A 21662-nucleotide genomic window follows, 5' to 3' on the forward strand; every position below is an offset into this window, starting at 1 on the left:
TTTGAGAGTCTTAATGCGGAAATACTTCCGTTTTTTCAATCATTGCTGTTCATAATGACAAATCACAGGAATTGCATAGCTAAATTCTGTTGACAGCCACGTTTGCGCGGTTATGATTTATGTACTTACCGCTCAATCCTCCTGCGACTCCTGCGGGCAAACCGAGTGGATATCCATCCATGGGATTTCCTTCGAGATATATTTTCGCAGGGACTATCAGACAGGAATGACAACATTCCTTTTGATCTATTCCTCAGCATCGGCAGAGCATACCTTTTCAGGAATATCCCATTTATCTGGTATTCATTTTATCGGTGACGTCTTTGTCAATTACCATTTCACTGAAAAAACCTGGTTGCTCGAGTAGATGTCAATACTCGATGATTTCACCATAGTTAATGGGATAATTAGTATGTTTGGCTTTCCTGGCTGGATTGAAATTACGATCATTTTAGGAATTATCTTGCTCCTCTTTGGTAAGCGTTTACCTGGAGCTATGAATTCTCTTGGAAAAAGTATCGTAGAGTTCAAAAAAGGTGCACGGGAAGTTTCAGAAGAAGATGAAAAACCTTCTAAAATGGAGGCCCCAGACTCTGAACAGGACAATCAATCAAGCTAAAATATCAAACTGAATGATAATGACACTGAACTCTTATTAATCGCATTGGAAAAGAAACAAGGCTCAAAGGGCTCGCTCTTTTTGGTAAAGAAATCCCTGAAACCTTATTATAAAAAGAGGTGAAACAATGTTTCAAACTATCACACACATAACTGCCGTTCCTGCGATTTTTGGAATGCCCGGTGGATATGAGATGATCATCGTCGGAATTATTGCGCTTCTCTTATTCGGTAAACGCTTACCGGAAGTGGCACGTAGCCTGGGGAAGGGGATTGTGGAATTTAAGAAAGGCGTCAGCGGAATTGAAGATGAGGTAAATCAAGCCTCTTACTCACAATCACAGACAGAAACCCCTCGACCTACACCTGAGGAACATTCTGAGGAATTTACAGCGCCGAAATTTGAAGTGCCCACATCAGAACCAACTACTGAGAAGAATTCCGAACAGCAGTCATAAGCATTACCAGCTTTTAATGCTAAACCAAATCAGTCTGAATTAATAGGGGGCTTTACTGCTCATCACTTCGACATCAACAATTCGTCCTGAGGGCTTCGTTAAGTCAACAATGATGGGTTGAGGTGTAACCACTTCGGAGAGATTTCCGGCTGCATCGCGTGCAACGACCTGTAGATAAAACTTGGATGGATTACCTTGCTTAACAGACCAGGTAAACCGTCCTAAATCTTCCTGCCATTCTACAATGGGCTCCCATGGTCCCTGCGGTTGAGTAGAAAAATTGATAGAGATCGGTTTTTCGGCTGGATTCAATTCGTTTACTGTCCAGGAAATGGTTACTTTGTTTCCTTCCCCACCCAGTCCCTGTTTTACTGGATTTAATTTGATTGTGGGGGCAGTTCGATCAACGGCAACCACAACATCAGGCTTTTCACCGGACTTGGGTAGGGCATCTGCCAATCCGACACCACTGCGAACACGCAACGCAAATCCATAAACTCCGTCATGAGGAACCTCCACAAGAAATGGGCTCTTCTTGTCAGGATCTTCTCCATACTTATACCACTTTTGACCATTATCTTCTGTAATATAAAGTTCAACTGCACCAACGCCTGATGGTCCTACTTCATCAATTTGAAAACCGATCTGAAAATTTGTAGCGTTCACTATCTGCTTTCGTTCAGAAGACCATTTCTTCTCCTTTACGGGATATCGATTTTTAGCATACAGCGGACGTTTCTCCGGATCATCGGCGACATATTGTCCTTTGATCTGGTCAGGAATTGACTGCCCTCCAAGTGATGGTTCAGTCGATCCATCATTTTTAGGAAAGACATTGGGAAGTTGTTGATTTGCAAGTGGCGTTTGATTCTCAAACGAATCCGGCTGACTCGTCTGTAATGGCTGGGGCACATCAGAATAGGGAGTCAACGCTTCTGGTTTCGAAAATCCTGAACTACCCTGGGCAATTGGTTGATTAAAATCAGGTACATCTTGTTTAGGTTTTGGTACTGTACGGCTCGCAGCAGCTACTACACGGATCTGTTTTTGACTGGTCCCTACATTTGCAGCCCTGTCTTTGATTGATCCCCTCACCGCGACCACACCACCTTGGGAAATAGACCAGGTTGTTTGACCTTTACTATGTGGAGCCACTATCACACGTTGCCAGTTCTGACTACCATTTTGAGCATATTCGAGAACCAATTTTGTTGGATCAAGATATTTATCGGTTGCGTTCCAAACGAGTTGTACTTTTCCGGGAGAAACCTGCCTCAAATCCAAATCTAACTGGGGAGGCGTGGTATCGATTACAACACGTAATCCTGGTTCAAAAACTCTCCCTGAAGGATGAAGCTGATTATTGGAATCCAGAGTTCTGACTGAAAACCAGTATTCTCCATCCTGATTCGCCTCGAATGGAAACTTTCGAGCGGTAGGCGCAACGGATTTCATATGATTCCAAGTCACCCCTCGATCGGTAGAAACATAGAGCCGGATTTCTCGAGCCCCCAAGCGTTCAATCTCAGCTTGATCATAGTGGTAGGGAATTCGAAACTGAGTCTTACTGGTATACACGGGCGCGGAAGAAACTGCTGCTGCCTGGGTTATAAAAGGAAAAAATCCATAGACCCAGCAACTGACCACCAGTAATGTCACTCGTCTCATGCCAAAACACCTCCCTACCTGGACAACATAAATAATAAAATGATCCAGGCTTGGAGCCCCTCCTGAGAAGTTGGAAATCAGTCAATAGCCAATGCGAACGGATAAGAGAGCCTGCACTCCCATAAGCCGGAACTCGGGCGAGTAAACGGAATATCGACTATCTAGGCATATCGTCAAATGAGTTCGTATGACTTGAGAGGATCTTTCTGGTTAAAACAGTAGGGTAGTTGAAGGAAATCTTCCCTGTATTGAGTAACAGCAAGATCAATATGATGCAAACGATTCAGCTGAATAAGGGTGCTTTAGCAGTCTCTACTGAATGCCTAATACTTAGAACAATAAATACAATCTATAAATACATTTACGAAGAAATATACAACCAGATAAATGCACGTATCACCCTAGAGAGAATACTTAATGACTAGTTTTTGCGTATCTCTTTGATCTTATTCATGTATTCAGTAGTTAAATTCTGAATTCCCTCCAGGTCTCCTGCTTCAACCATCTGTTTTGTGACAAGGGAACTTCCTAAACCAACTGCACATGCTCCTGCCTGGAGATAGGCCGGTATTGTTTCTAAATCGACTCCTCCAGTAGGCATCAGCGGAATTTGAGGCAGAGGACCATGTAATGCTTTGAGATATTCAGGCCCCCCCACAAACGCAGGAAACACTTTAATAATGTCAGCACCCGCTTCCCAGGCTGTAAGCGCTTCTGTCGGAGTCAAAGCCCCCGTCATAATCAGTTTGTCGTAACGATTACATAACTCAATGACATCGGTGTTAACCGTAGGAGTTACAATAAACTCCGCTCCGGCAAGAATTGCAGCACGAGCAGTCTCTGAATCAAGCACAGTCCCTGCACCTAAGAGAATCCGGTCTCCTAATTCCTGCTTCACCTGAGACAGGATGTCGAGAACTCCCGGAACTGTAAAAGTCACTTCGATCACATCCAAACCACCAGCATAGACTGCTTTTGAGACATCAACCAGTAACTCACCTGATTTTGCACGAATTATGGCAACGGCACCACGATCAATAACCTGAGAGAAAGCCGTGTGTCGACTCATAAGAAGATTACCTTTTTCTATTATTAACGACAGCGTCGATATTCATCAGTTATGTTTGAAACGAAAATTGTTCAGCAAATTCTAAAATCCATAAGTCCACCAAGTCCTGAAATGACTGCATATCAACTTCAGCGATGAATTGATAATGAGAACGATTATAAGTCTCTTTATTTCGGATTGTGGCCTTAGCAACCAATTCAATGATATGAGTATCCGTAAATGGTCTGACTACCATTTCCAAACGGCTATAAAGACTTTGCGCCCTTTGCTTCGATCCGATGCTGACATCATCACGAGTGATTCTTGATCCCCAGCCATCTTCTTCCATTAGTGTTTTAAATTGGAATCCAGGAAAATGATCGGTTAGTTTCTTCAGACAATCATCAATGTGGTCTGTTAGTTCCAGTCGGTATTTCAAATGCAGATTCCGAAATTCTTCTTCCGTCATCTTCTTGCCGACTTCCTGTTGTAATTCTTCATCTTTGGCTGCACGCCCTTTATTGATGGCATGCTGAAGACGTTTATTAAAGTCCATCCAAAATCCTCAGTAAAATTGAGCGTATGCTGCTGGTTCGATTGTCACAAACTCTACTCAGAAGGTATGAATCATGGTAGTTTAAGAATCGATCATAAAAATGAGCAGTCGGGGATGCAAGGTATGCTACTACTCGCATGTCAATTCTGTCAGTCTGTTATGAATCAGCCAATTAAATTAATAGTCCGATTTTGTGCTTCGGTAACATCAACAATGTAAGCTTTACTTTTTTCAGGGTCCGAAAGTACATTTCTCGCTAATATGAAACCAATTCACATTTTTTCTATTTTCTGTGAGATGATCACTCATCAACGAACTTGATTTAAGTGATTTTCAACGGAATCCAGTTGTTTTTACCGTATCCCATGCAAAAATAATCTATTATGTCAACACCAAATCAGACGCTGGCAATCTTTGTATTCCATCATATTTTACAAATTTTTGGCGCGAGATATGCTAAATATTCCCGTATACTAATACAAGTCTTTAATACTCAGGAGGACTTGCCTCAAACTTGACTGTACCCAATAATAAACGATATGCCAGAAACGAGATTGGGATCAGCAGTGAGGTAAGTTCAAAAGAGGATTGTTTTCGTAGCGAAACAATTTAGGGATTCGTATTAGGAAAGGCAGGGAGAAAATACTTTCTGCTTACTTTAAAGTGATTCAACTTAATTTAACTCTAGGAAATTTATCAGGAAAACAAAAGCTATTCAAGGAACTCTTTGAAGGTCAGGTTCTTGGGTGGATTTTAGCGGCTTTCATTATCAGTTTTTTGATTTGGTTGACCGTAAGGATCGTAGGGCGTTTTCGGGAAAATGAGGATCGTCATGTTGATACATCTGAATTACTTCTACAATTCTCAGAAATGCGCCGAGAAGGTGACCTCACCGACGATGAATTCCGATCCATCAAAAAACGGCTTACTGACCTGCCCGATAAAGGTCTCAAAGAAAATGAAGCTACTGATCAAATAGAATAGTCCGATTAGAAAATTTGGACTGTTAGAATCTTATTATTCTTAATTGATTATCAAATGATCGTAAATTTACTCAATTGCCTCTTGTTAAGTTAAAGTAGATTCAACCTTTAGATTCATGTCGCAAGTTTTTTACATATCAAGTGATTTGCACGGAGGCAGAATCAAAACTCACTGGACGTTGAACGCCATTATTTAGTTGACACCGTTGAAGGGAAGCTATGCCCACCGGACGAGATATCACCTCTGGAAAACGTAATTCTTCTGGGAAGAAAAATGCAAACTGTTCTTTTTGTAGAAAAAGTTATCGCGAAGTTGGCCCCTTAGTAGAGGGTCCAGACAACGCGTACATCTGCGGAGAATGTATTGAAGTATGTCAATCAATACTGGAACAAGAGCATCGACGTAGAGGAACTACAAAGAAACTCTTTAAGAATGTTCCTACACCTCGCGAAATTGTAACTCACTTGAATGATTACGTCATTGGTCAGGAACGAGCCAAAAAAATCATGGCTGTTGCTGTGCACAACCATTATAAGAGACTCATGCATGCCGAAGATGATAGTTCGGAAGTCGAACTTGATAAATCCAATATCCTCCTGATTGGACCAACAGGATCCGGGAAGACATTGCTGGCAAAAAGCTTGGCGCGTTATCTCCAAGTTCCCTTTGCAATCGGAGATGCGACAACCCTTACGGAAGCTGGCTATGTTGGTGAAGATGTCGAAAACCTTTTATTGAAATTATTGCATGCTGCTGACTTTGATGTTGAAGCAGCACAAAGAGGAATTCTGTTTATTGACGAGATTGATAAGATCGGAAAAACGAGTCAGAATGTCTCAATTACACGTGATGTTTCAGGCGAAGGGGTCCAGCAGGCTTTACTTAAGATGCTGGAAGGAACTGTTGCCAACGTTCCTCCACAGGGAGGTCGTAAACACCCTGAGCAACAATATATTCAGTTAGACACGACCAATATTCTCTTTATCTGTGGCGGAACGTTTGTAGGCCTGGAAGATATTGTAGGTAAACGTCTTGGTCGAAAAACGATCGGCTTTGGTCAGTCTGGCCAACAGAAAGAGCAGGAAAAGACGAAAAACGAATTACTTGCTCACGCTTCAGTCGATGATGTCTTAGAATTCGGGCTGATACCAGAGCTTCTTGGACGTCTTCCCGTACTATCATCATTGGCCCAACTCGGCGAGGATGATCTGGTTAAGGTATTAACTGAGCCTAAAAACTCACTCGTGAAGCAGTTCCATAAATTCTTTGAAATGGAAAATGCAAAACTCGAATTCACTGATGCGGCTCTTCATGAAATCGCATGTATTGCACAAAAGAAAAATACAGGGGCTCGAGGCTTACGCAGTGTTATCGAACAGGCAATGTTTGATATTATGTTTGAGCTTCCCGAACAAGAAGAGGGCAAAAAATATGTGGTCACACCTGAAGTCATCCAGGGAACAGAACAATTATTCCCCACGGATGATTCAGCAGCCGCATAGACTTCCAGCCACCCAGTCCCTATAATTAATTCGAGAAATGATCACATTTCCCGCCGAAGTCTTTATCTTCGGCGGGTTTTCTTACTTGTGGCTGAGTCATGAAAATTCGACTGAACGTCCAAAATCCCTCAAAAAAATCCAAACCAATCACACTCACAAAAAACACGCTTATTGGGAGAGCATCTGATTGTGATTTGAAGCTAAACTCCGATCTAGTCAGTCGTTATCACTGTAAAATTTTTCTGACTGATTCAGTTGCTTTACTGCATGACCTGGGCAGTTCAAATGGTACCTTTATAGACGGAAAAAAACTCACCCCCAAACGTGACACTAAATTGTCTTCGGGCAGTCTACTTTCAATCGCCGATGTAAGTTTTCGGATTGAGTATGATTCCCAGGAATTCCTTGAAGTAGGATCAACAATTCATTTAAATAGTCTTGATGAACTTACTTCAGATAATCCACTCGTTTCAGTTTCTGATGACGTTGTTCCCATCGATTCACCTGCGGAAATTTCACTCCCTGAAAATCACAAGCATCCAGATCAGAAGAAACCGAAGGACACTGTTACGATTGAAGAATATTCTCCCGATGATCAGACAGATGAAAACAAAAAGACAATTCAATTTCCCGAAATTGACCTGACCGACAATATGGAAGAAGATTGACACAACTTAAACTTTCTTAGACGGGATTCATTTATGTCAGATAATGATGTTCAACAGCTCTTGAAATTAAATAAACAATTACTTGATGCCATTGATCACAAAGACTGGAATACTTATACCGCCCTTTGTGATGAAGAATTGACATCGTTTGAGCCAGAATCAGAAGGGCACTTAATTTCCGGAATGGATTTTCACCGTTTTTACTTTGAGATGAACCCAACGGGGAGACCGAGGCAATCCACAATCAGTTCCCCCATGGTTTCCATTATGGGTGACGTTGCACTCGTAACCTTCGTTCGAATCGTCCAGACCATTGATGAACATGGTCATGATTCAAGTTCTGCCTTTGAAGAAACACGTATTTGGCAAAAACAGAACGATGAATGGCAGCATGTTCATTTTCACCGATCAATCGTATAAAGATTTCACGTTAAATAATGAATGAACCCACGCAAACACCTCAAATTGTCATTCTTTGCTCAGACATGCTTTTTCTAAGCAAGATCACAGGAGTTGCGAAACATCTGGATCTCTCGTTTTGTACTGTCCTCAGTGCTAAAAGGGCTTCAGAATCGATTATTGAAGGAACAAGACAACTACTACTGGTAGATCTCAACCAGCCTGACCTGAACTGGCAACAACTTGCATCAATTCATGATCGTTATTCAAATGTGGTCAGCATTGCGTTCGGACCACATGTGGATACGGAGGGTCTTGAAAAAGCTAAAGCAGCAGGGTGTACTCAAGTATTGCCACGCAGTCAATTTTCTGCACAGCTTCCTCAGCTCTTGCAAACAGCACTTTCAGTAGAAACAGACTAGCATCACTGTTTAAGCAGCAGGGAATTATGTCAATTGGAATTTCTTTAGTAGTCCTTCATAAGCCTTTTTACCATGCTTAAGATCGACAACTGCACTGATGCGGGTTTCGCTGGTATTTATCATCTGAATATTGATATTGGATTCTGCCAGTGCATGAAACATGGATTGCCCCACACCCGTATGACTGCGAAGCCCAATTCCGACAACGGAAAGCTTCGCAATTTCCGCTTCATGACTGACTTCTGCCTCACCCCATTCAGAAAGTAGAGGCTCTACCAATTCCAGGCTTTTTTCCAAAGAGGTTCTCGGAACTGTAAATGACAAGTGTGCCTGCTCTTCCTCACCCATATTCTGCACGATCATATCGACAGACACGCCTCCCTCAGCCACAACAGAAAACAGTCTTGAGCAGATCCCAGGACTATCTGGTAAATTTCTGACCGTCACGCGAGACTGACTTTGATCAAGTAATACCTCGCTGACGACGATATCTTCCATATTGGCTAGCTGATCGATGATTTCCTGCTCTAACTGCGACATTTTTTGTACTTGTATTTCAGTATCAGAATCATCTGATTGTTTCTCGTTAGTAGCAAATTCATAACTTGGGAGGCGATTAAGCTCAAAGCCGTTATGAATGACTTGTACTGCTTCTTCACACTGGTTTCGATCTACGAGAACCGTCACTTTAATTTCGCTGGTGGTAATCATGCCAACATTAATGTCGGCATCGGCCAGGATTGAGAACATACGACTAGCCACACCATAATGATTTCGCATTCCGCTACCAACAATCGAAACCTTAGAAAGATTTGTCCCATGTTGAATCTTTCCTGCACCGATTACATCAATCGCTTCGCTGGCAGCAGTCAGGGTTTCTGCCAGGTCTGACTGAGGAACGGTAAAAGAAACACGAGCCACCCCTCCAGTTCCCACATCCTGAACGATCATATCCAAACTAATCTTCCGTTCTGCCATGCGGGTAAAAATACCGCTCATGACACCAGGCTCATCAGGAATGTCAGTCAGACTGACTCTGACTTCATCTCGAACAAAAGCAATTCCTGTGACTACTGGTGCTTCAGTGAGTGGTTGGATAGCGATCAAAGTTCCCTCGCCATCTGAGAAAGAGGGGCGTACCCTCAATGGTACTTTATATTTTTTTGCAAATTCGATAGACCGTGAATGCATCACCCCGGCTCCCAAACTTGCCAGTTCGAGCATTTCGTCATACGAAATGCTGTCCACTTTGTGAGCTTCAGGGACAATGCGCGGGTCTGTTGTGAAAACTCCTTCAACATCAGTATAGATCTCACACATATCAGCATCCAGAACAGCGGCTAACGCTGTTGCCGTTGTATCACTTCCACCTCGCCCGAGCGTGGTAATATTCCAATCTTTATCTCTTCCCTGAAAACCGGCGGCAATGACAATCTTTCCTTCGTTGAGTGCTGTTCGCATTCTATCTGTCGAAATCGAAATAATTCGTGCTTTCGTATGAGAGGAATCAGTAACGACGCCAATTTGTGAACCAGTCAGACTAATTGCTTCTCCTCCGAGCTTGTGAATCGCCATAGCCATTAATGCGACAGATTCCTGTTCGCCAGTCGAAAGTAGCATGTCCATTTCACGCGGAGTAGGGTCATCTGTAATTTCAGCGGCTAGCCTGACAAGCTCGTCGGTCTTCTTTCCGCGTGCGCTCACGACCATGACTACCTGATGTCCTGCCTGATGCATGTCAGTGGCACGCTGAGCCGCAGCTTGAATCTTGCTAGTATCGGCTACACTTGTTCCACCAAATTTCTGGACAATCAGTGACACGTTTCTTCTCCGTTTCTTTTTTAAAAACTCGTTTTAATAGCGGGACAACCAGAGTGTCCCTGATAACAATTTACATAAAGCTCACTCGACTAAGTTAACGAACCTAGAAAGGTAACAAATGGCCTCGTCTTCGTGAATCATTAGCGTTTTCAGATTCCATAAAACATCGAAAACCCCATCGAAAGTTCGGTTTTCTCTGTTAGGAGACACGTTGATTTAGTCTTAGTTCTTTCACAGCACAAAAAAATGAACAAACAAACACATTACTTGGCGATCAATTTTACCACCTCGTCCGCAACATGCCGTGCAGCACCTGGAATTGAGAGTTCCTGCATCGACTGCCTCATTTGTCTTCTACGTTCATCCTCCTCCAGTAAAGCAGTTATCGTCTCTCCCAGCAATCTGACAGTGAGATCAGATTCCTTAGACTGCAATACGATAGTCGCTGCACCCCGGTCTGCATAAAATCGAGCGTTTTTGAGCTGATGATCCCTAATAGAACCCGGAAAGGGAATAAGGACCGTCGCACACCCCACACTTGCCAATTCTGCAAGTGTGGTTGCTCCTGCTCGGGAGATTACCAGGTCAGATTGCAGATACCAGTTTTTAAGGTCATTAAAGAAGGGCTGAACCGTGACTTTGAGATTTGGATGCCTCTCTCGCAACAGCTCATATTTTTGCTCAATATTTGAAAAATCAAGCATGCCTGTTTGATGAACCATATGAAGTGGACCGCTTATCTTGTCCAAATACTCTTCCAACATTGAAATTACAGCAGCATTGACCGCAGTGGCTCCCTGACTGCCTCCTAAGACCAGAATCGAAGTTTTATCAGATGGTGTTGTACTTTTTTCTTTCTGTGAAACTGCTTGAACAATTTCCTTTCTGATTGGATTTCCAGTAAATACAATCTCAGGAATCACAGTTTTTCGAGTCATTTTGATTTCAAATGGCGTCTCTGCAAAAGAGGTACAAACCAGGTTTGAAAGTGGAAATAAAAATCGATTGGCTCTTCCTGGTACGGTATTCTGCTCCAGTAAGACAATGGGAATCTTGAGACGCGATGCTGCCAATACAACTGGTACACTAGCAAAACCTCCCAAACCAATCACGACTGCCGGCTTTTCTCGTATTAAGAAACGACGCGTCCGAAAGAACGCACGGCTATTATTCCACAGAAAACGAAAGGGAGCTCGTTTTAAATCACTCGTTGAGGAAGAAGGTAGGGGGAGATGCTGGTATCCAGAACTTTTAATGATTTGTTGCTCGACTGATCGATTGGAACCAACAAACGTAATTCGACATTGGCTGAGAGCAACCAACTGCTCAGCGACAGCAATTCCCGGAAGCAAATGACCGCCTGTTCCGCCACCTGCAAAAACGATCAATTTCGTATCTGAAATGGTTTCGGTCATAGTACTGAGGAATCACTGCTGAAGATACTATTAAAGTTCAAAGACTGATCGAAAGTGACAGCATAGAGGAATTCCACTTAGTTTCCCAGTCAAGCCTCCTCTTCATCTTCGTACTCTTCATCTTCGTACTCTTCATCTCCGGATTCTTCATCTTCGTACTCTTCATCTTCGTACTCTTCATCTTCGTACTCTTCATCTTCGGACTCTTCATCTTCGAACTCTTCGTCTTCGAACTCTTCGTCTTCGGACTCTTCATCTTCGTACTCTTCATCTTCGTACTCTTCATCTTCGTGCTCTTCATCTTCGGACTCTTCATCTTCGGACTCTTCATCTTCGGACTCTTCATCTTCGGACTCTTCATCTTCGGACTCTTCATCTTCGGACTCTTCATCTTCGGACTCTTCATCTTCGGACTCTTCGTCTTCGGACTCTTCAGCCTCATAGATTGGCGATATCGTGGCGAGTTCTGAGATCGCTGCCTCTTCTGACAATGACCTGTCTTCATCTTCACTGTCGGTATCGATGAGTAACTCATCTTCCCCAGCTGATCGTGTCAAGCTGACAATAATACCCAAAGAGAGCAGGCTCACCATCAAATTCGTTCCGCCATAACTAATCAAAGGATGCGATATTCCTTTTGGAGGTACCATGGCTGTCACAACCGAAACATTGATAATCGCCTGCAAAACTAACTGCAGTAACAGTGTGAATCCCACAACATAAGCAAATGATTTCTGATTTTGTGACCGCAAAATATTGTAACCAGCAAGAAACAATCCTAACCAAAGTCCGACAATCCCAAGTGTTCCAATCAAACCAAGCTCTTCACCTGCTACCGAAAACACAAAATCGGTGTTGGCTTCTGGTAGGAAGCTCAATTTTTGAGCACCTTTCCCTAAACCAGATCCAGTCACTCCACCGGTTCCTAAAGCCATGAGAGACTGTTTGACTTGATAGGGAGCCGATTGCCAATTGGTCCAGGTATCAAGAAATCCACTGATACGCTTTAACTGATAGGGACGCAATGCGACTAAGACTCCCAATACGGGAATCGCACACAGCCCTCCCACGACAAAGTTGCGCAGAGGCCACCCTCCCAAAAATAACGCGATTGTGACGCCACCAACCAGGAAAAGTGAAGTTCCCAAATCGGGTTGTTTCAACACAAGCGGTATAACAATTGCAAGAGGAACCAGTAAAAAGACCGTGCCTTTAATCCAATGCTTTAGAACTGTTCTGCGTTGAACCATAAGGCGTACTGTCAGAAGGGGCAGCGCAATTTTAGCAAGTTCAGAAGGTTGCAGTGAGATCGGTCCAAATCTCAGCCAGCGTTGTGCACCATTCACGCGCGTCCCAATTCCCGGCACAAGCACGAGTGCTAACAAAACAACCGTGACCCAAAAGAGAAGGGGAGCCCGATCATACCAGAAACGAGCGGGCAGATAAGAAGCAACCGAAGCAACAATGGCGGCAATCGTCAGAAACGTTAAATGCTTTGATAAGTAAACCTGCTCAAATTCAGTCGGCCAGGACGTAATACTGGCGCTGTGCACCATGAGCACACCCAACCCCAACAACGCACATGCCATTGAGATAAAAAGACTGCGATCATGTTCTGGATTTGATAAAAGCGAAGCCGACTTCATGTTGAATATCTCATTGCTCTTTGCGGATGGATATCAATAAAATCGACTTTCAATCTGATTTAGCCGCAGCCGTAAGCCCTTTGGTAATTCACGATTGAGAAACATTCAGCGGCCAGATGAATTAGCTGACAGAATCGTGATAACAGGCCTTTTCCCAATCATGTCGAATTTCCTGACTGGTAGAAACCGTATTATCAACAAACTACTTCAGGTTTACGTTGCAATCTTCAGGCTGGCAATCGCGATAATGGCCAGTAATGCTGAACAAATCCAGAAACGAACCACGATTTTCATTTCATGCTGCCCTTTAAACAGATAATGATTATGCAAAGGACTACAGGCAAGTATGCGGTTGCCTGTTCTCCGAAACCAGAACACCTGCATGATGACGCTTAATGTTTCAGCAACAAATACCCCACCAGCAATCACTAACAAGGCCTCTTGGCGAATGACGAGCGCCGCAAATCCCAATAACGCTCCCAGAGGCAGCGAACCGGTATCTCCCATGAAAACCTGAGCCGGATAGCAATTGAACCATAGGAAACCAAGAACCGCACCGACAGCGGCTCCTAAAATAATGCTCATTTCCCCAGCACCAGGAATGTAAGGCACTTGTACATATTCAGCCATCACTTTATGACCGGCCAGGTAGGTTAATCCGGCAAATGCAGAACCAGCAAAAACCATACAACCACTGGCCAGCCCGTCCAAGCCATCAGTGAGATTCACAGCATTGGAACTTCCCACCAACACTAACACCGACCAGGGCACAAAGAACATACCCAGGTAACAAGTGATCCGAGTCACAGGCATAATCAAGTCTAAACCAGAAGTTAAACTGGAATTGCTAAACCAGATTCCTGTCCCTATGAGGCAGGCAAGCACAATTTGAACAACCAACTTCTGCCGTGGTGTTAATCCATTCCGGTTAGTACTAAGTTTGATCCAATCATCATAAGCCCCCAATAATGCGAAACCAGTAGCTGTAAAGATCCCCAACTGTACGTATCGATTTGAAAGATCCGCCCAAAGCAATGCCGAGATTAGGATGGATCCAACAATAAAAATCCCCCCCATTGTCGGAGTCGCATTTTTAGAGGCATGGATTTCATTAAGTCTGGCAGAAGCACTATCGACCCGTTCGCGAAAGCGTTTTTCCAGCCATCGAATTGCGATAGGGCCTAGCAATATGGCAATTAAAAAAGAAGAGATGCTGGCTAATGCAATCCGCGCAGTAAGAAAGACGCGCGAATCACCCGTTGAAACCACTTCAAGTTGTTCTAACAAAGGAGAAAATGTCTTCAACAACCAGATTATCATGAAGTAATTTTCTCGCCGCCTACTAGTTCACAGGAAAAGATCTAAGGGTCGATTTCAAACTTAGCAGTCTAATTAATCCGGCACGGACTCACTACCCCTTATTGTCGTAACTTCTCAAAAAAAGAGAGACCGGACGCCGAGACCCCATATCTCGACGTCCGGAAATGATTTCATCATGCTACAGCAGTGGAGTGATCGACCCAATGAATCACATATTTCCTTTGCTGATTTGTCCGCCGAAACGAACGCACTTAGGATTCCCGCAAACCCAAAGTACATGATGAAATCACAACGTTAGACACATGATATTTTTTCTTCCCTCAATGCAGCCTGCTGTTTGAGACTTTCAATGAGTCGTTCCATTCGCATGCTACGAGAGCCTTTTATTAAAACAACATCTCCCGGCTCTAACCGAGAGTAAAATTCCTTTTGTATTTCACTGACATCTGCCGCTTGTAACACTTGATCTTGAGAGAGAATTCCAGAAATTGCCCCTTTTGCTACTGCTTCTGCCTGTTTTCCACAAACGAAAAGTAAATCAATTCCTGATGAGGCGATCAACTCACCTATTTCCTGATGATACCTGCTTGACTCGGCCCCCAATTCAAGCATGTCGCCCATTACAACGATTCGCTTACCCGTACCAGTCCAACCCTGAATCACCTGACAAGCTGCTTTCATCGATACCGGACTTGAGTTATAAGAATCATCGATGATCGTCCAGGGGCCGATTTGTTCGATATGACAACGGCCCTGCACTGTAGTAAATTGTCGAATACCTTCAACTAGATCTTGGTTTGATAATCCAAACTCTTTCGCGACAGCAATGGCAAACAGAGCAGGGTAGACAAAATGTTTGCCAAGTACCGGCATGAAGAACTCAATTCCTTCTACCTTAAACGAAACTCCCTCACTTGTTTGTCGGAGGGATGCCGCACGGAAATCATTCGACTCGTCGAGCCCAATCTTCAACGTACGCGCTGAAGCCTTAGAAATTAAACAGGAAGCAAAAGGATCGTCCCCATTTAAAATCGCCAAGCCATTTTCAGGTAACTGTTCGAAGAGCTCTCCTTTTGCATCCGCCGTTCGTTCCAGACTGCCAAAATGCTCCAGATGGGAAGGGCCAATCCCAGTGATTACTCCTATTTCTGGTCTGGAAAGTTTGGCTAAAGCTCGGATTTCCCCCTGATGCGAAGCCCCCAACTCCAGAACCGCATATGCGTGATCAGATTTAATTTGTGCAATACTCAAAGGTACGCCAAATTCATTATTATAATTCGCAGGACTTTGAATACCTTTCAAGAAAGGTGACAAAGCCGTATGAATCATAGTACGTGTTGTCGTTTTCCCAACGCTTCCCGTCACTCCGATTACGGTTAATTGTTGTTGACTCCGATACCAACTCGCGAACTGCTCAAAAGCCCGGTTAACATCATCAACATAAATGAGTGGCTGTTGTAGTTTTTCTGGTTCACGTCCCTGTTTTACGACGCAAGCTCGAGCACCTTGCTCTAATGCGTTTGAAACAAATTGATGACCATCCTGACGTTTGCCTTGGATCGCAAAGAATAAATCTCCTCTCTTAATTCTTCGCGAGTCGATTGAAAGCCCCTCAACATCGGACATCATCAGATCGGGACGTATAAACTTCCCCTGTATAACCTGACTAATTTTGCTGAGTGACACACGATCCATGCTATTTTTTCTCGGTTTTAAAACAATTAATAAATGGTAGTTCTGAAGAAGGCTTTAAGCAGGAATCTTATCTGATTTCCTGGAGTGTAAATTTCCAAAATAATTCTCTACAACTAAACGGTCACTGAATGGTATCTTGCAATCTCCGATAATCTGTTCACATTCATGCCCTTTACCGGCAATCAATACCAAATCTCTCTCACAGGCAATTTCCAGAGCCCGATATATGGCCTCTTTTCGGTCCACAATCAATTCTGGTGTTACTCCTGTCTCGCTAAAGCCTGTAGCAATCGCCTGCATAATTTGTTCTGGATCTTCACTTCGCGGATTATCACTCGTAATGATTGCCAAATCTGCTTCGCTTCCAGCCAAGCCCAATAAGCCACGTTTTGAGATGTCACGATCTCCACCAGCTCCAAATACACAGATAACGCGTCGGTCACAAACTTGCTTTGCCGAACGAATGGCGTGCCTTAAAGCATCATCGGTATGTGCATAATCAATCAGAACTGAAAATGGCTGGCCACAATTGACCTGCTCCATCCGTCCAGGAACAGATCCAAGGTCGCTAATACCCTCTGCAATTTCGGCTAAAGATAAACCTAATACCAGACAGACAGCTGCCGCTGCCAAACAATTAGAAATATTATGAGTTCCTATCAAATTCGTAATGACAGGAACTCGAGACCCGTTATACAAAATTTCAAACTTGGACTGCTTATCTGATTCCTGAAGTTGAGATGCGGTTACATCCGCGACATTTTCAATGGCATAGGTCAACAATGTTTTTGATTCATTCACGTTCGGTATGAATGAATGGCAGACAGGATCATCTAAATTTAAGACAACCGTTCCATCCCGTTTGACATGCTGAATGATTTTTGACTTGCATGCAGCATAATTATCCATATTTTGATGATAATCAAAGTGATCCTGCGTCACGTTGGTTATCACACCAACCGAAAGCTCTGTACCTGCGAGCCGGCTTTGATCCAAAGCATGGCTGGAAACTTCCATCACTGCATGTGTTGCATTGTTCTTAACCATCTCTGAGAAGAGTTGAGATAGCTCTTGCGCATCCGGAGTCGTTAAAGGTGCAGGGCGTGCTGAAACACTATCATGATACTCTACCGTTCCCAGCAAACCGGTCTTTCGTTGCGCACTTTGCAAAATTGCTCTGACCAACCAGGAGACGGTTGTTTTGCCGTTTGTTCCAGTCACTCCCACAGTCTGCAATTGCTGCGAAGGTGAGCCTGCTAATTCAGAACAGACAAGTGCATAAGCTTTGCGCACATCATTAACAATACACTGCGGGGCCTGGAGTCCAGTCAAAGGACGCCCTGTGAGTACAGCTTTAGCACCATTCTTTAGCGCTTCAGGAATAAATTTCTCTGCATGCTGCCTTGTGCCTGAAATGACAGCAAAGATATCACCCGGTTTACAGAGACGACTATCAGATTGAATTGAAGTCACACAAATATCTGCACAATCTACAAAACTAGCTGAAGGAAGCAGGGCTCTTAAACTAACAACCACTGATCCTGAGGATAAGCTGAGCGATGAAGACGGCATGGAAGTGAGGTAAGAACCATGCATTTCAGGGAAACCAATTAATTAAAAGGCGAGATGGCTGAAAGAAACTTCGTTGACTAAATTGATTATAAAAAAATAAAAGCCGGAATCGGCATGGGAGAGAACAAACTTAGATGTGATCAGAATGCTGCTTTCTGAAAACGAAGGGCATTCTCTTAATTACTTGAATATCGTCAACCCTGGATATCCAAAAAATGTGGTTTTCAAATCTTCCTTGTAATTATTACAGAAACGAACAGGAGTCACTCGACTGGGAAAATTGCGAACACAACTAGATTCAATGTCCCTGCAAAACCAAGTAAAACCTTACGGTTCTATACAGTAAATATCCTCATTTTCAGACCCGAACTAAGAACACTACAGGTATGAATAATCAAGGCCTTATCACTGAATCTCTACTATTTCACGCGATTATACATAAGAATTAATATTAGTATTTTTACCTATTTAATAAATAATACTATAGATAACAGAGCTGCACCTCGATATGCTATTTCTTATCAGCTACTTTATGTCCCTTCTCCAAAAAGTATCTGATTCTCAGGCCATTTAGGCTTATTGTTTCAAAATGCGAGTTCTCGTTAGCAAATCCTGCCAAGTCTGGCATTCGGTTTGCGATACATTTAGATACATAGGAAAACTGTGTGGAGAAAGTCTTCGTACACCAACTTTCCCCTTTCTCAATGATCTCATTTCAATCTGTTAAAGGATAGAGAAGATGCAAAGGCACTCACGATTGAAAAAAGGCTTCACTCTGATTGAACTACTTGTTGTCATCGCAATTATCGCTATTTTAATTGCCCTTTTGTTACCGGCAGTCCAACAGGCCAGAGAAGCAGCCAGAAGGTCTACCTGTAAAAACAATTTGAAACAGCTTGGTCTGGCGTTTCATAATTACCATGACACTCACCGCTGCTTCCCTTTCGCCTGGTTTTTAGACCCTACGAACCCGGCTAATATTAAGGCAGGTGGTTACGGTGTCATGCTACTTCCGCTTATAGATCAGGCCCCCCTCTACAATCAGTGGAACTCCTCGTACCCTGCAATTAACGAATTCGCAGCCATTCCAGAAGTCCAACAAAATTTATCAGTAATTGCTACACCACTCCCCGTATTTATGTGTCCGTCCACACCAGAAGCGTCAGTGCATGACTACACCCTGGCCCCAGCTTTTCCTTTCAGCTGGACTGCCGCTCGTTCTGACTATTGCCCTGCATCTGGTGTCCGTGGTACTTATTCTTCTCTTGCCTACACAGGGCATCCGGCAGCTGCGAGCCGTAGCGGAATGCTGAATTTTGTGGGACTAGATACATCCGGCTCACCTGGAGACTCTATTACTAGAATTCGCGATATCGTCGATGGCTCCTCTAATACTGTTTTACTCGGAGAGAGAGTAGGAGGAACGAATATCTACAGCGGCCAAACAATTAGCCCCACTTTATCAGTAGCCTTGGGCCCAAGTAACGGTGGTGCCTGGGGAGATTTCCTGAACGGCGAACATTGGTATCAAGGATCCTTGCGAGATGGGACTGACGGTGGCAGCGGAGGACCTTGTGCCATCAATTGCAGTAATGCAAGAAGCACTGGTTTCTTAAGCTTCCATGTAGGCGGTGCACATTTTCTGCTAGGAGATGGTGCAGTCCGTTTCATTAGCCAAAATGTGGATGCTTACACATTTGCATCACTTACCACCCGGGCCGGTGGCGAAGTGGTTGGAGAATTTTAATTCTCGAAGCCTTTCTTAAGTTAATCGTTTGCCGGCAGTACACCACAGAGATACTGCCGGCTTTTAATCCCCTCTTTCAAACACTCTATACGATTCTGAGAGTGCGTGACGATGATACGACTGACCTTATCTCTGGTTTTGACTACATTCTTACTCCTTTCCTGCAAAAGCCCTGAAGAACCTTTCACAAAAAAGACCTATCCTGTTAAAGGGAAAATCATGGTTGATGGAAAGGAACCTGACTTCCCCCTTCAGATCACCTGCCACAATACTGGCGAAATCGACACGGAACATCCCACTGCCTCTGGAAGTATCTCCAAGCGAGGTGGTACATTCGAACTTTCAACTTATACGACCGGTGATGGAATCCCTCCAGGTGATTATGTTTTAACATTCGTCTGGAAGAAATTTGATGTAATGTCGCGTAGTTATACCGGCCCCGATAAACTCAATAAGCGCTACGACGAACCTGAAAAATCGGATATTAAGTTTTCTGTCGTCGAAGGAAAGCCAACCGATCTCGGGGTCATTGAATTAACCACAAAATAACGAGACTCCTTCTCTAATAGTTAACCTGAGAAGAAAAACAACCAGTTATTAGGATTCAAACGGTCCTAAAAAAAATCACTAATACAACTTCTAGATTGAGATGATTACTATGTTCTTACGAGTCGTTACAAGCCTGTTGGTAATCACACTCTGCACATCATTTATTTCGGCAGAGAGTTCCAATATTCCCGCGTCATTGAGAGATGCGAAGGAAATCCCAGAAGCATTTTTCAAATATATCGAACGAGAAGAACCAGAGTATAAGTGGGAAATTCACGATTCATTTTCACATGAGGGCGTTACCGCTTATCCCGTCGAATTGACATCTCAAACCTGGCAGGGAATCACCTGGAAACATTGGCTCTACATCTTTGAACCGGATAACGTTCGCATCAACAGCAAGGTTTTATTGTTCGTAACAGGTGGCAGTAATGGATCTCGTCCGAATGAAAAACGACTCAAGCCCGCATTTTTGCTGGCAAAAGCCACTGGAGCCCGAATCGCTTTACTCACACAGGTTCCCAATCAGCCTCTATTCGATGGCAAAAAGGAAGACGATCTGATTACAGAAACCTGGTTGCGTTACCTCAAAACCGGCGACGAAAACTGGCCACTGCTGTTCCCGATGGCTAAAAGCGCAGTGAAAGCCATGGATGCGATTCAGGAAATCGCCTTAGAGAAACGAAACCTTGCAATCGACGGTTTTGTCATTACAGGGGCGTCCAAACGGGGATGGACAAGCTGGCTAACCCCGGTTGTAGACAAGCGAATCATCGCTACTGCGCCAATCGTCATTGACACACTCAATTTCCGCAAGCAGATGAAGCATCAAATTGCGACCTGGGGCAAATACAGCGAACAAATCATCGATTACACAAGTAAAGGACTGATCGTCGAAGGCGAAGAAAATGCCCGAGAAAAACATCTCCGCCTGATGATGGACCCTTACACCTATCGACAACAGATCAAAATTCCCAAATTGCTCGTGAATGGCACCAATGACCCTTACTGGGTGGTTGATGCCATGCGTTTTTACTGGTCAGATCTGGTCGGGCCCAAATATATCCTCCAGGTTCCCAATGCAGGTCATGGCCTGGGGGATGGAGTCGAGTATGCCCTGCAAACAATCGGCGCGTTTTTCATTCATGCTGCAACAGGAAAAGAACTTCCTGCTATCAAATGGGATAACACCAACGAATATGAATTAAAACTAACATGTATCAATAAACCAGCACAGGTCCGAGTCTGGAGCGCCTACTCAGAAGACAAAGATTTCCGCGACGCAGAATGGACCTCAAAAGAAGTGAGCCCAGAAGACAATGTATATCTAGCTAAAATAAGCAAACCTGAAAAAGGTCATGTCGCCTATTACATGGAAGCAGTATACTCAATAGGTCAAATCCCTTTTTCATTATGTACAATCACAACATCTAAATAACCCACTCTTCCCCAATTCTTTATTTCCATTAATGGAGGCTCTTTTTAAAAATAATCAGAGAAGATTTCTTTTTCGATCTATCAGTTTTGTTTTTGAATGTTAAGATTATGTGTAGAGGTTGTTAGCCTCTCGGAGA

At 43.6% G+C, this 21662-nt stretch carries 19 protein-coding genes; 10 read left to right on the forward strand and 9 right to left on the reverse strand.

Going from position 1 to position 21662, the window contains the following annotated elements:
* The first annotated feature begins 412 nt into the window (after positions 1-412).
* Complete coding sequence (locus tag V202x_RS12280) at positions 413-619, forward strand: twin-arginine translocase TatA/TatE family subunit (RefSeq protein ID WP_144986222.1); 207 nt, start codon at positions 413-415, stop codon at positions 617-619.
* A 127-nt stretch (positions 620-746) separates the two neighbouring features.
* Entirely contained in the window at positions 747-1076 is a 330-nt protein-coding gene (locus tag V202x_RS12285) for a twin-arginine translocase TatA/TatE family subunit (protein ID WP_197993359.1), read from the forward strand.
* Positions 1077-1115: 39 nt separating this feature from the next.
* Here V202x_RS12285 and V202x_RS12290 read toward each other — a convergent pair whose 3' ends face one another.
* The 3 genes from V202x_RS12290 to V202x_RS12300 all read right to left on the reverse strand — a co-directional run bounded on the left by V202x_RS12290 (position 1116) and on the right by V202x_RS12300 (position 4348).
* On the reverse strand, positions 1116-2744 hold the full coding sequence (locus V202x_RS12290) for a hypothetical protein (protein ID WP_145174968.1): 1629 nt from the start codon (positions 2742-2744) through the stop codon (positions 1116-1118).
* 421 nt (positions 2745-3165) lie between these two features.
* Positions 3166-3813, reverse strand: coding sequence for a bifunctional 4-hydroxy-2-oxoglutarate aldolase/2-dehydro-3-deoxy-phosphogluconate aldolase (locus V202x_RS12295; protein WP_145174971.1), 648 nt, complete (start codon positions 3811-3813; stop codon positions 3166-3168).
* 49 nt (positions 3814-3862) lie between these two features.
* Positions 3863-4348 (reverse strand): hypothetical protein, encoded by a 486-nt coding sequence (locus V202x_RS12300; protein ID WP_144986225.1) that lies wholly within the window; start codon positions 4346-4348, stop codon positions 3863-3865.
* A gap of 663 nt (positions 4349-5011) precedes the next feature.
* Here V202x_RS12300 and V202x_RS12305 point away from each other — a divergent pair.
* The 5 genes from V202x_RS12305 to V202x_RS12325 all read left to right on the forward strand — a co-directional run bounded on the left by V202x_RS12305 (position 5012) and on the right by V202x_RS12325 (position 8323).
* The gene (locus V202x_RS12305; RefSeq protein WP_145174974.1) at positions 5012-5332 is read left to right on the forward strand and encodes a hypothetical protein; all 321 of its coding nucleotides are present in this window, start codon (positions 5012-5014) and stop codon (positions 5330-5332) included.
* A 218-nt stretch (positions 5333-5550) separates the two neighbouring features.
* Positions 5551-6834, forward strand: a complete 1284-nt coding sequence (clpX, locus tag V202x_RS12310) for an ATP-dependent Clp protease ATP-binding subunit ClpX (RefSeq protein ID WP_145174977.1) — start codon at positions 5551-5553, stop codon at positions 6832-6834.
* Between the two features lie 98 nt (positions 6835-6932).
* On the forward strand, positions 6933-7502 hold the full coding sequence (locus tag V202x_RS12315) for an FHA domain-containing protein (RefSeq protein ID WP_145174980.1): 570 nt from the start codon (positions 6933-6935) through the stop codon (positions 7500-7502).
* A gap of 33 nt (positions 7503-7535) precedes the next feature.
* A complete protein-coding gene (locus V202x_RS12320) occupies positions 7536-7922 on the forward strand; it encodes a DUF4440 domain-containing protein (RefSeq protein WP_145174983.1) in 387 nt (128 codons plus the stop codon).
* 17 nt (positions 7923-7939) lie between these two features.
* Positions 7940-8323, forward strand: a complete 384-nt coding sequence (locus V202x_RS12325; protein WP_144986230.1) for a hypothetical protein — start codon at positions 7940-7942, stop codon at positions 8321-8323.
* A 24-nt stretch (positions 8324-8347) separates the two neighbouring features.
* On the opposite strand, the gene V202x_RS12330 is transcribed toward V202x_RS12325, so the two are convergent.
* The 6 genes from V202x_RS12330 to V202x_RS12355 all read right to left on the reverse strand — a co-directional run bounded on the left by V202x_RS12330 (position 8348) and on the right by V202x_RS12355 (position 17693).
* On the reverse strand, positions 8348-10144 hold the full coding sequence (locus V202x_RS12330; protein ID WP_145174986.1) for an aspartate kinase: 1797 nt from the start codon (positions 10142-10144) through the stop codon (positions 8348-8350).
* A 263-nt stretch (positions 10145-10407) separates the two neighbouring features.
* Entirely contained in the window at positions 10408-11559 is a 1152-nt protein-coding gene (gene murG / locus V202x_RS12335) for an undecaprenyldiphospho-muramoylpentapeptide beta-N-acetylglucosaminyltransferase (RefSeq protein WP_145174989.1), read from the reverse strand.
* Positions 11560-11648: 89 nt separating this feature from the next.
* Positions 11649-13205 carry an FtsW/RodA/SpoVE family cell cycle protein gene (locus V202x_RS12340; RefSeq protein WP_145174993.1) on the reverse strand — a complete coding sequence of 519 codons (1557 nt, stop codon included), beginning with the start codon at positions 13203-13205 and terminating at the stop codon, positions 11649-11651.
* Between the two features lie 213 nt (positions 13206-13418).
* On the reverse strand, positions 13419-14525 hold the full coding sequence (gene mraY, locus V202x_RS12345) for a phospho-N-acetylmuramoyl-pentapeptide-transferase (protein WP_145174996.1): 1107 nt from the start codon (positions 14523-14525) through the stop codon (positions 13419-13421).
* Positions 14526-14819: 294 nt separating this feature from the next.
* The gene (murF, locus tag V202x_RS12350) at positions 14820-16220 is read right to left on the reverse strand and encodes a UDP-N-acetylmuramoyl-tripeptide--D-alanyl-D-alanine ligase (protein WP_145174999.1); all 1401 of its coding nucleotides are present in this window, start codon (positions 16218-16220) and stop codon (positions 14820-14822) included.
* Positions 16221-16274: 54 nt separating this feature from the next.
* Complete coding sequence (locus tag V202x_RS12355) at positions 16275-17693, reverse strand: UDP-N-acetylmuramoyl-L-alanyl-D-glutamate--2,6-diaminopimelate ligase (RefSeq protein WP_197993360.1); 1419 nt, start codon at positions 17691-17693, stop codon at positions 16275-16277.
* An 838-nt stretch (positions 17694-18531) separates the two neighbouring features.
* On the opposite strand from V202x_RS12355, the gene V202x_RS12360 reads away from it, so the two are divergent.
* The 3 genes from V202x_RS12360 to V202x_RS12370 all read left to right on the forward strand — a co-directional run bounded on the left by V202x_RS12360 (position 18532) and on the right by V202x_RS12370 (position 21526).
* On the forward strand, positions 18532-19539 hold the full coding sequence (locus V202x_RS12360; protein ID WP_145175005.1) for a DUF1559 domain-containing protein: 1008 nt from the start codon (positions 18532-18534) through the stop codon (positions 19537-19539).
* Between the two features lie 111 nt (positions 19540-19650).
* Complete coding sequence (locus V202x_RS12365; RefSeq protein WP_145175008.1) at positions 19651-20088, forward strand: hypothetical protein; 438 nt, start codon at positions 19651-19653, stop codon at positions 20086-20088.
* Between the two features lie 109 nt (positions 20089-20197).
* Positions 20198-21526, forward strand: a complete 1329-nt coding sequence (locus V202x_RS12370) for a PhoPQ-activated pathogenicity-related family protein (RefSeq protein ID WP_197993361.1) — start codon at positions 20198-20200, stop codon at positions 21524-21526.
* The last annotated feature ends 136 nt before the right edge of the window (positions 21527-21662 follow it).

Origin of the sequence: Gimesia aquarii (assembly GCF_007748175.1) — a bacterium.
Classification (GTDB): domain Bacteria; phylum Planctomycetota; class Planctomycetia; order Planctomycetales; family Planctomycetaceae; genus Gimesia; species Gimesia aquarii_A.

Bases quoted from the DNA above. Each gene is read 5' to 3' on its own strand.
- V202x_RS12280 (WP_144986222.1), top strand. From the start codon at position 413: ATGTTTGGCTTTCCTGGCTGGATTGAAATTACGATCATTTTAGGAATT.
- V202x_RS12285 (WP_197993359.1), top strand. From the start codon at position 747: ATGTTTCAAACTATCACACACATAACTGCCGTTCCTGCGATTTTTGGA.
- V202x_RS12290 (WP_145174968.1), bottom strand. From the start codon at position 2,744: ATGAGACGAGTGACATTACTGGTGGTCAGTTGCTGGGTCTATGGATTT.
- V202x_RS12295 (WP_145174971.1), bottom strand. From the start codon at position 3,813: ATGAGTCGACACACGGCTTTCTCTCAGGTTATTGATCGTGGTGCCGTT.
- V202x_RS12300 (WP_144986225.1), bottom strand. From the start codon at position 4,348: ATGGACTTTAATAAACGTCTTCAGCATGCCATCAATAAAGGGCGTGCA.
- clpX (WP_145174977.1), top strand. From the start codon at position 5,551: ATGCCCACCGGACGAGATATCACCTCTGGAAAACGTAATTCTTCTGGG.
- V202x_RS12315 (WP_145174980.1), top strand. From the start codon at position 6,933: ATGAAAATTCGACTGAACGTCCAAAATCCCTCAAAAAAATCCAAACCA.
- V202x_RS12320 (WP_145174983.1), top strand. From the start codon at position 7,536: ATGTCAGATAATGATGTTCAACAGCTCTTGAAATTAAATAAACAATTA.
- V202x_RS12325 (WP_144986230.1), top strand. From the start codon at position 7,940: ATGAATGAACCCACGCAAACACCTCAAATTGTCATTCTTTGCTCAGAC.
- murG (WP_145174989.1), bottom strand. From the start codon at position 11,559: ATGACCGAAACCATTTCAGATACGAAATTGATCGTTTTTGCAGGTGGC.
- V202x_RS12340 (WP_145174993.1), bottom strand. From the start codon at position 13,205: ATGAAGTCGGCTTCGCTTTTATCAAATCCAGAACATGATCGCAGTCTT.
- mraY (WP_145174996.1), bottom strand. From the start codon at position 14,525: ATGATAATCTGGTTGTTGAAGACATTTTCTCCTTTGTTAGAACAACTT.
- murF (WP_145174999.1), bottom strand. From the start codon at position 16,220: ATGGATCGTGTGTCACTCAGCAAAATTAGTCAGGTTATACAGGGGAAG.
- V202x_RS12360 (WP_145175005.1), top strand. From the start codon at position 18,532: ATGCAAAGGCACTCACGATTGAAAAAAGGCTTCACTCTGATTGAACTA.
- V202x_RS12365 (WP_145175008.1), top strand. From the start codon at position 19,651: ATGATACGACTGACCTTATCTCTGGTTTTGACTACATTCTTACTCCTT.
- V202x_RS12370 (WP_197993361.1), top strand. From the start codon at position 20,198: ATGTTCTTACGAGTCGTTACAAGCCTGTTGGTAATCACACTCTGCACA.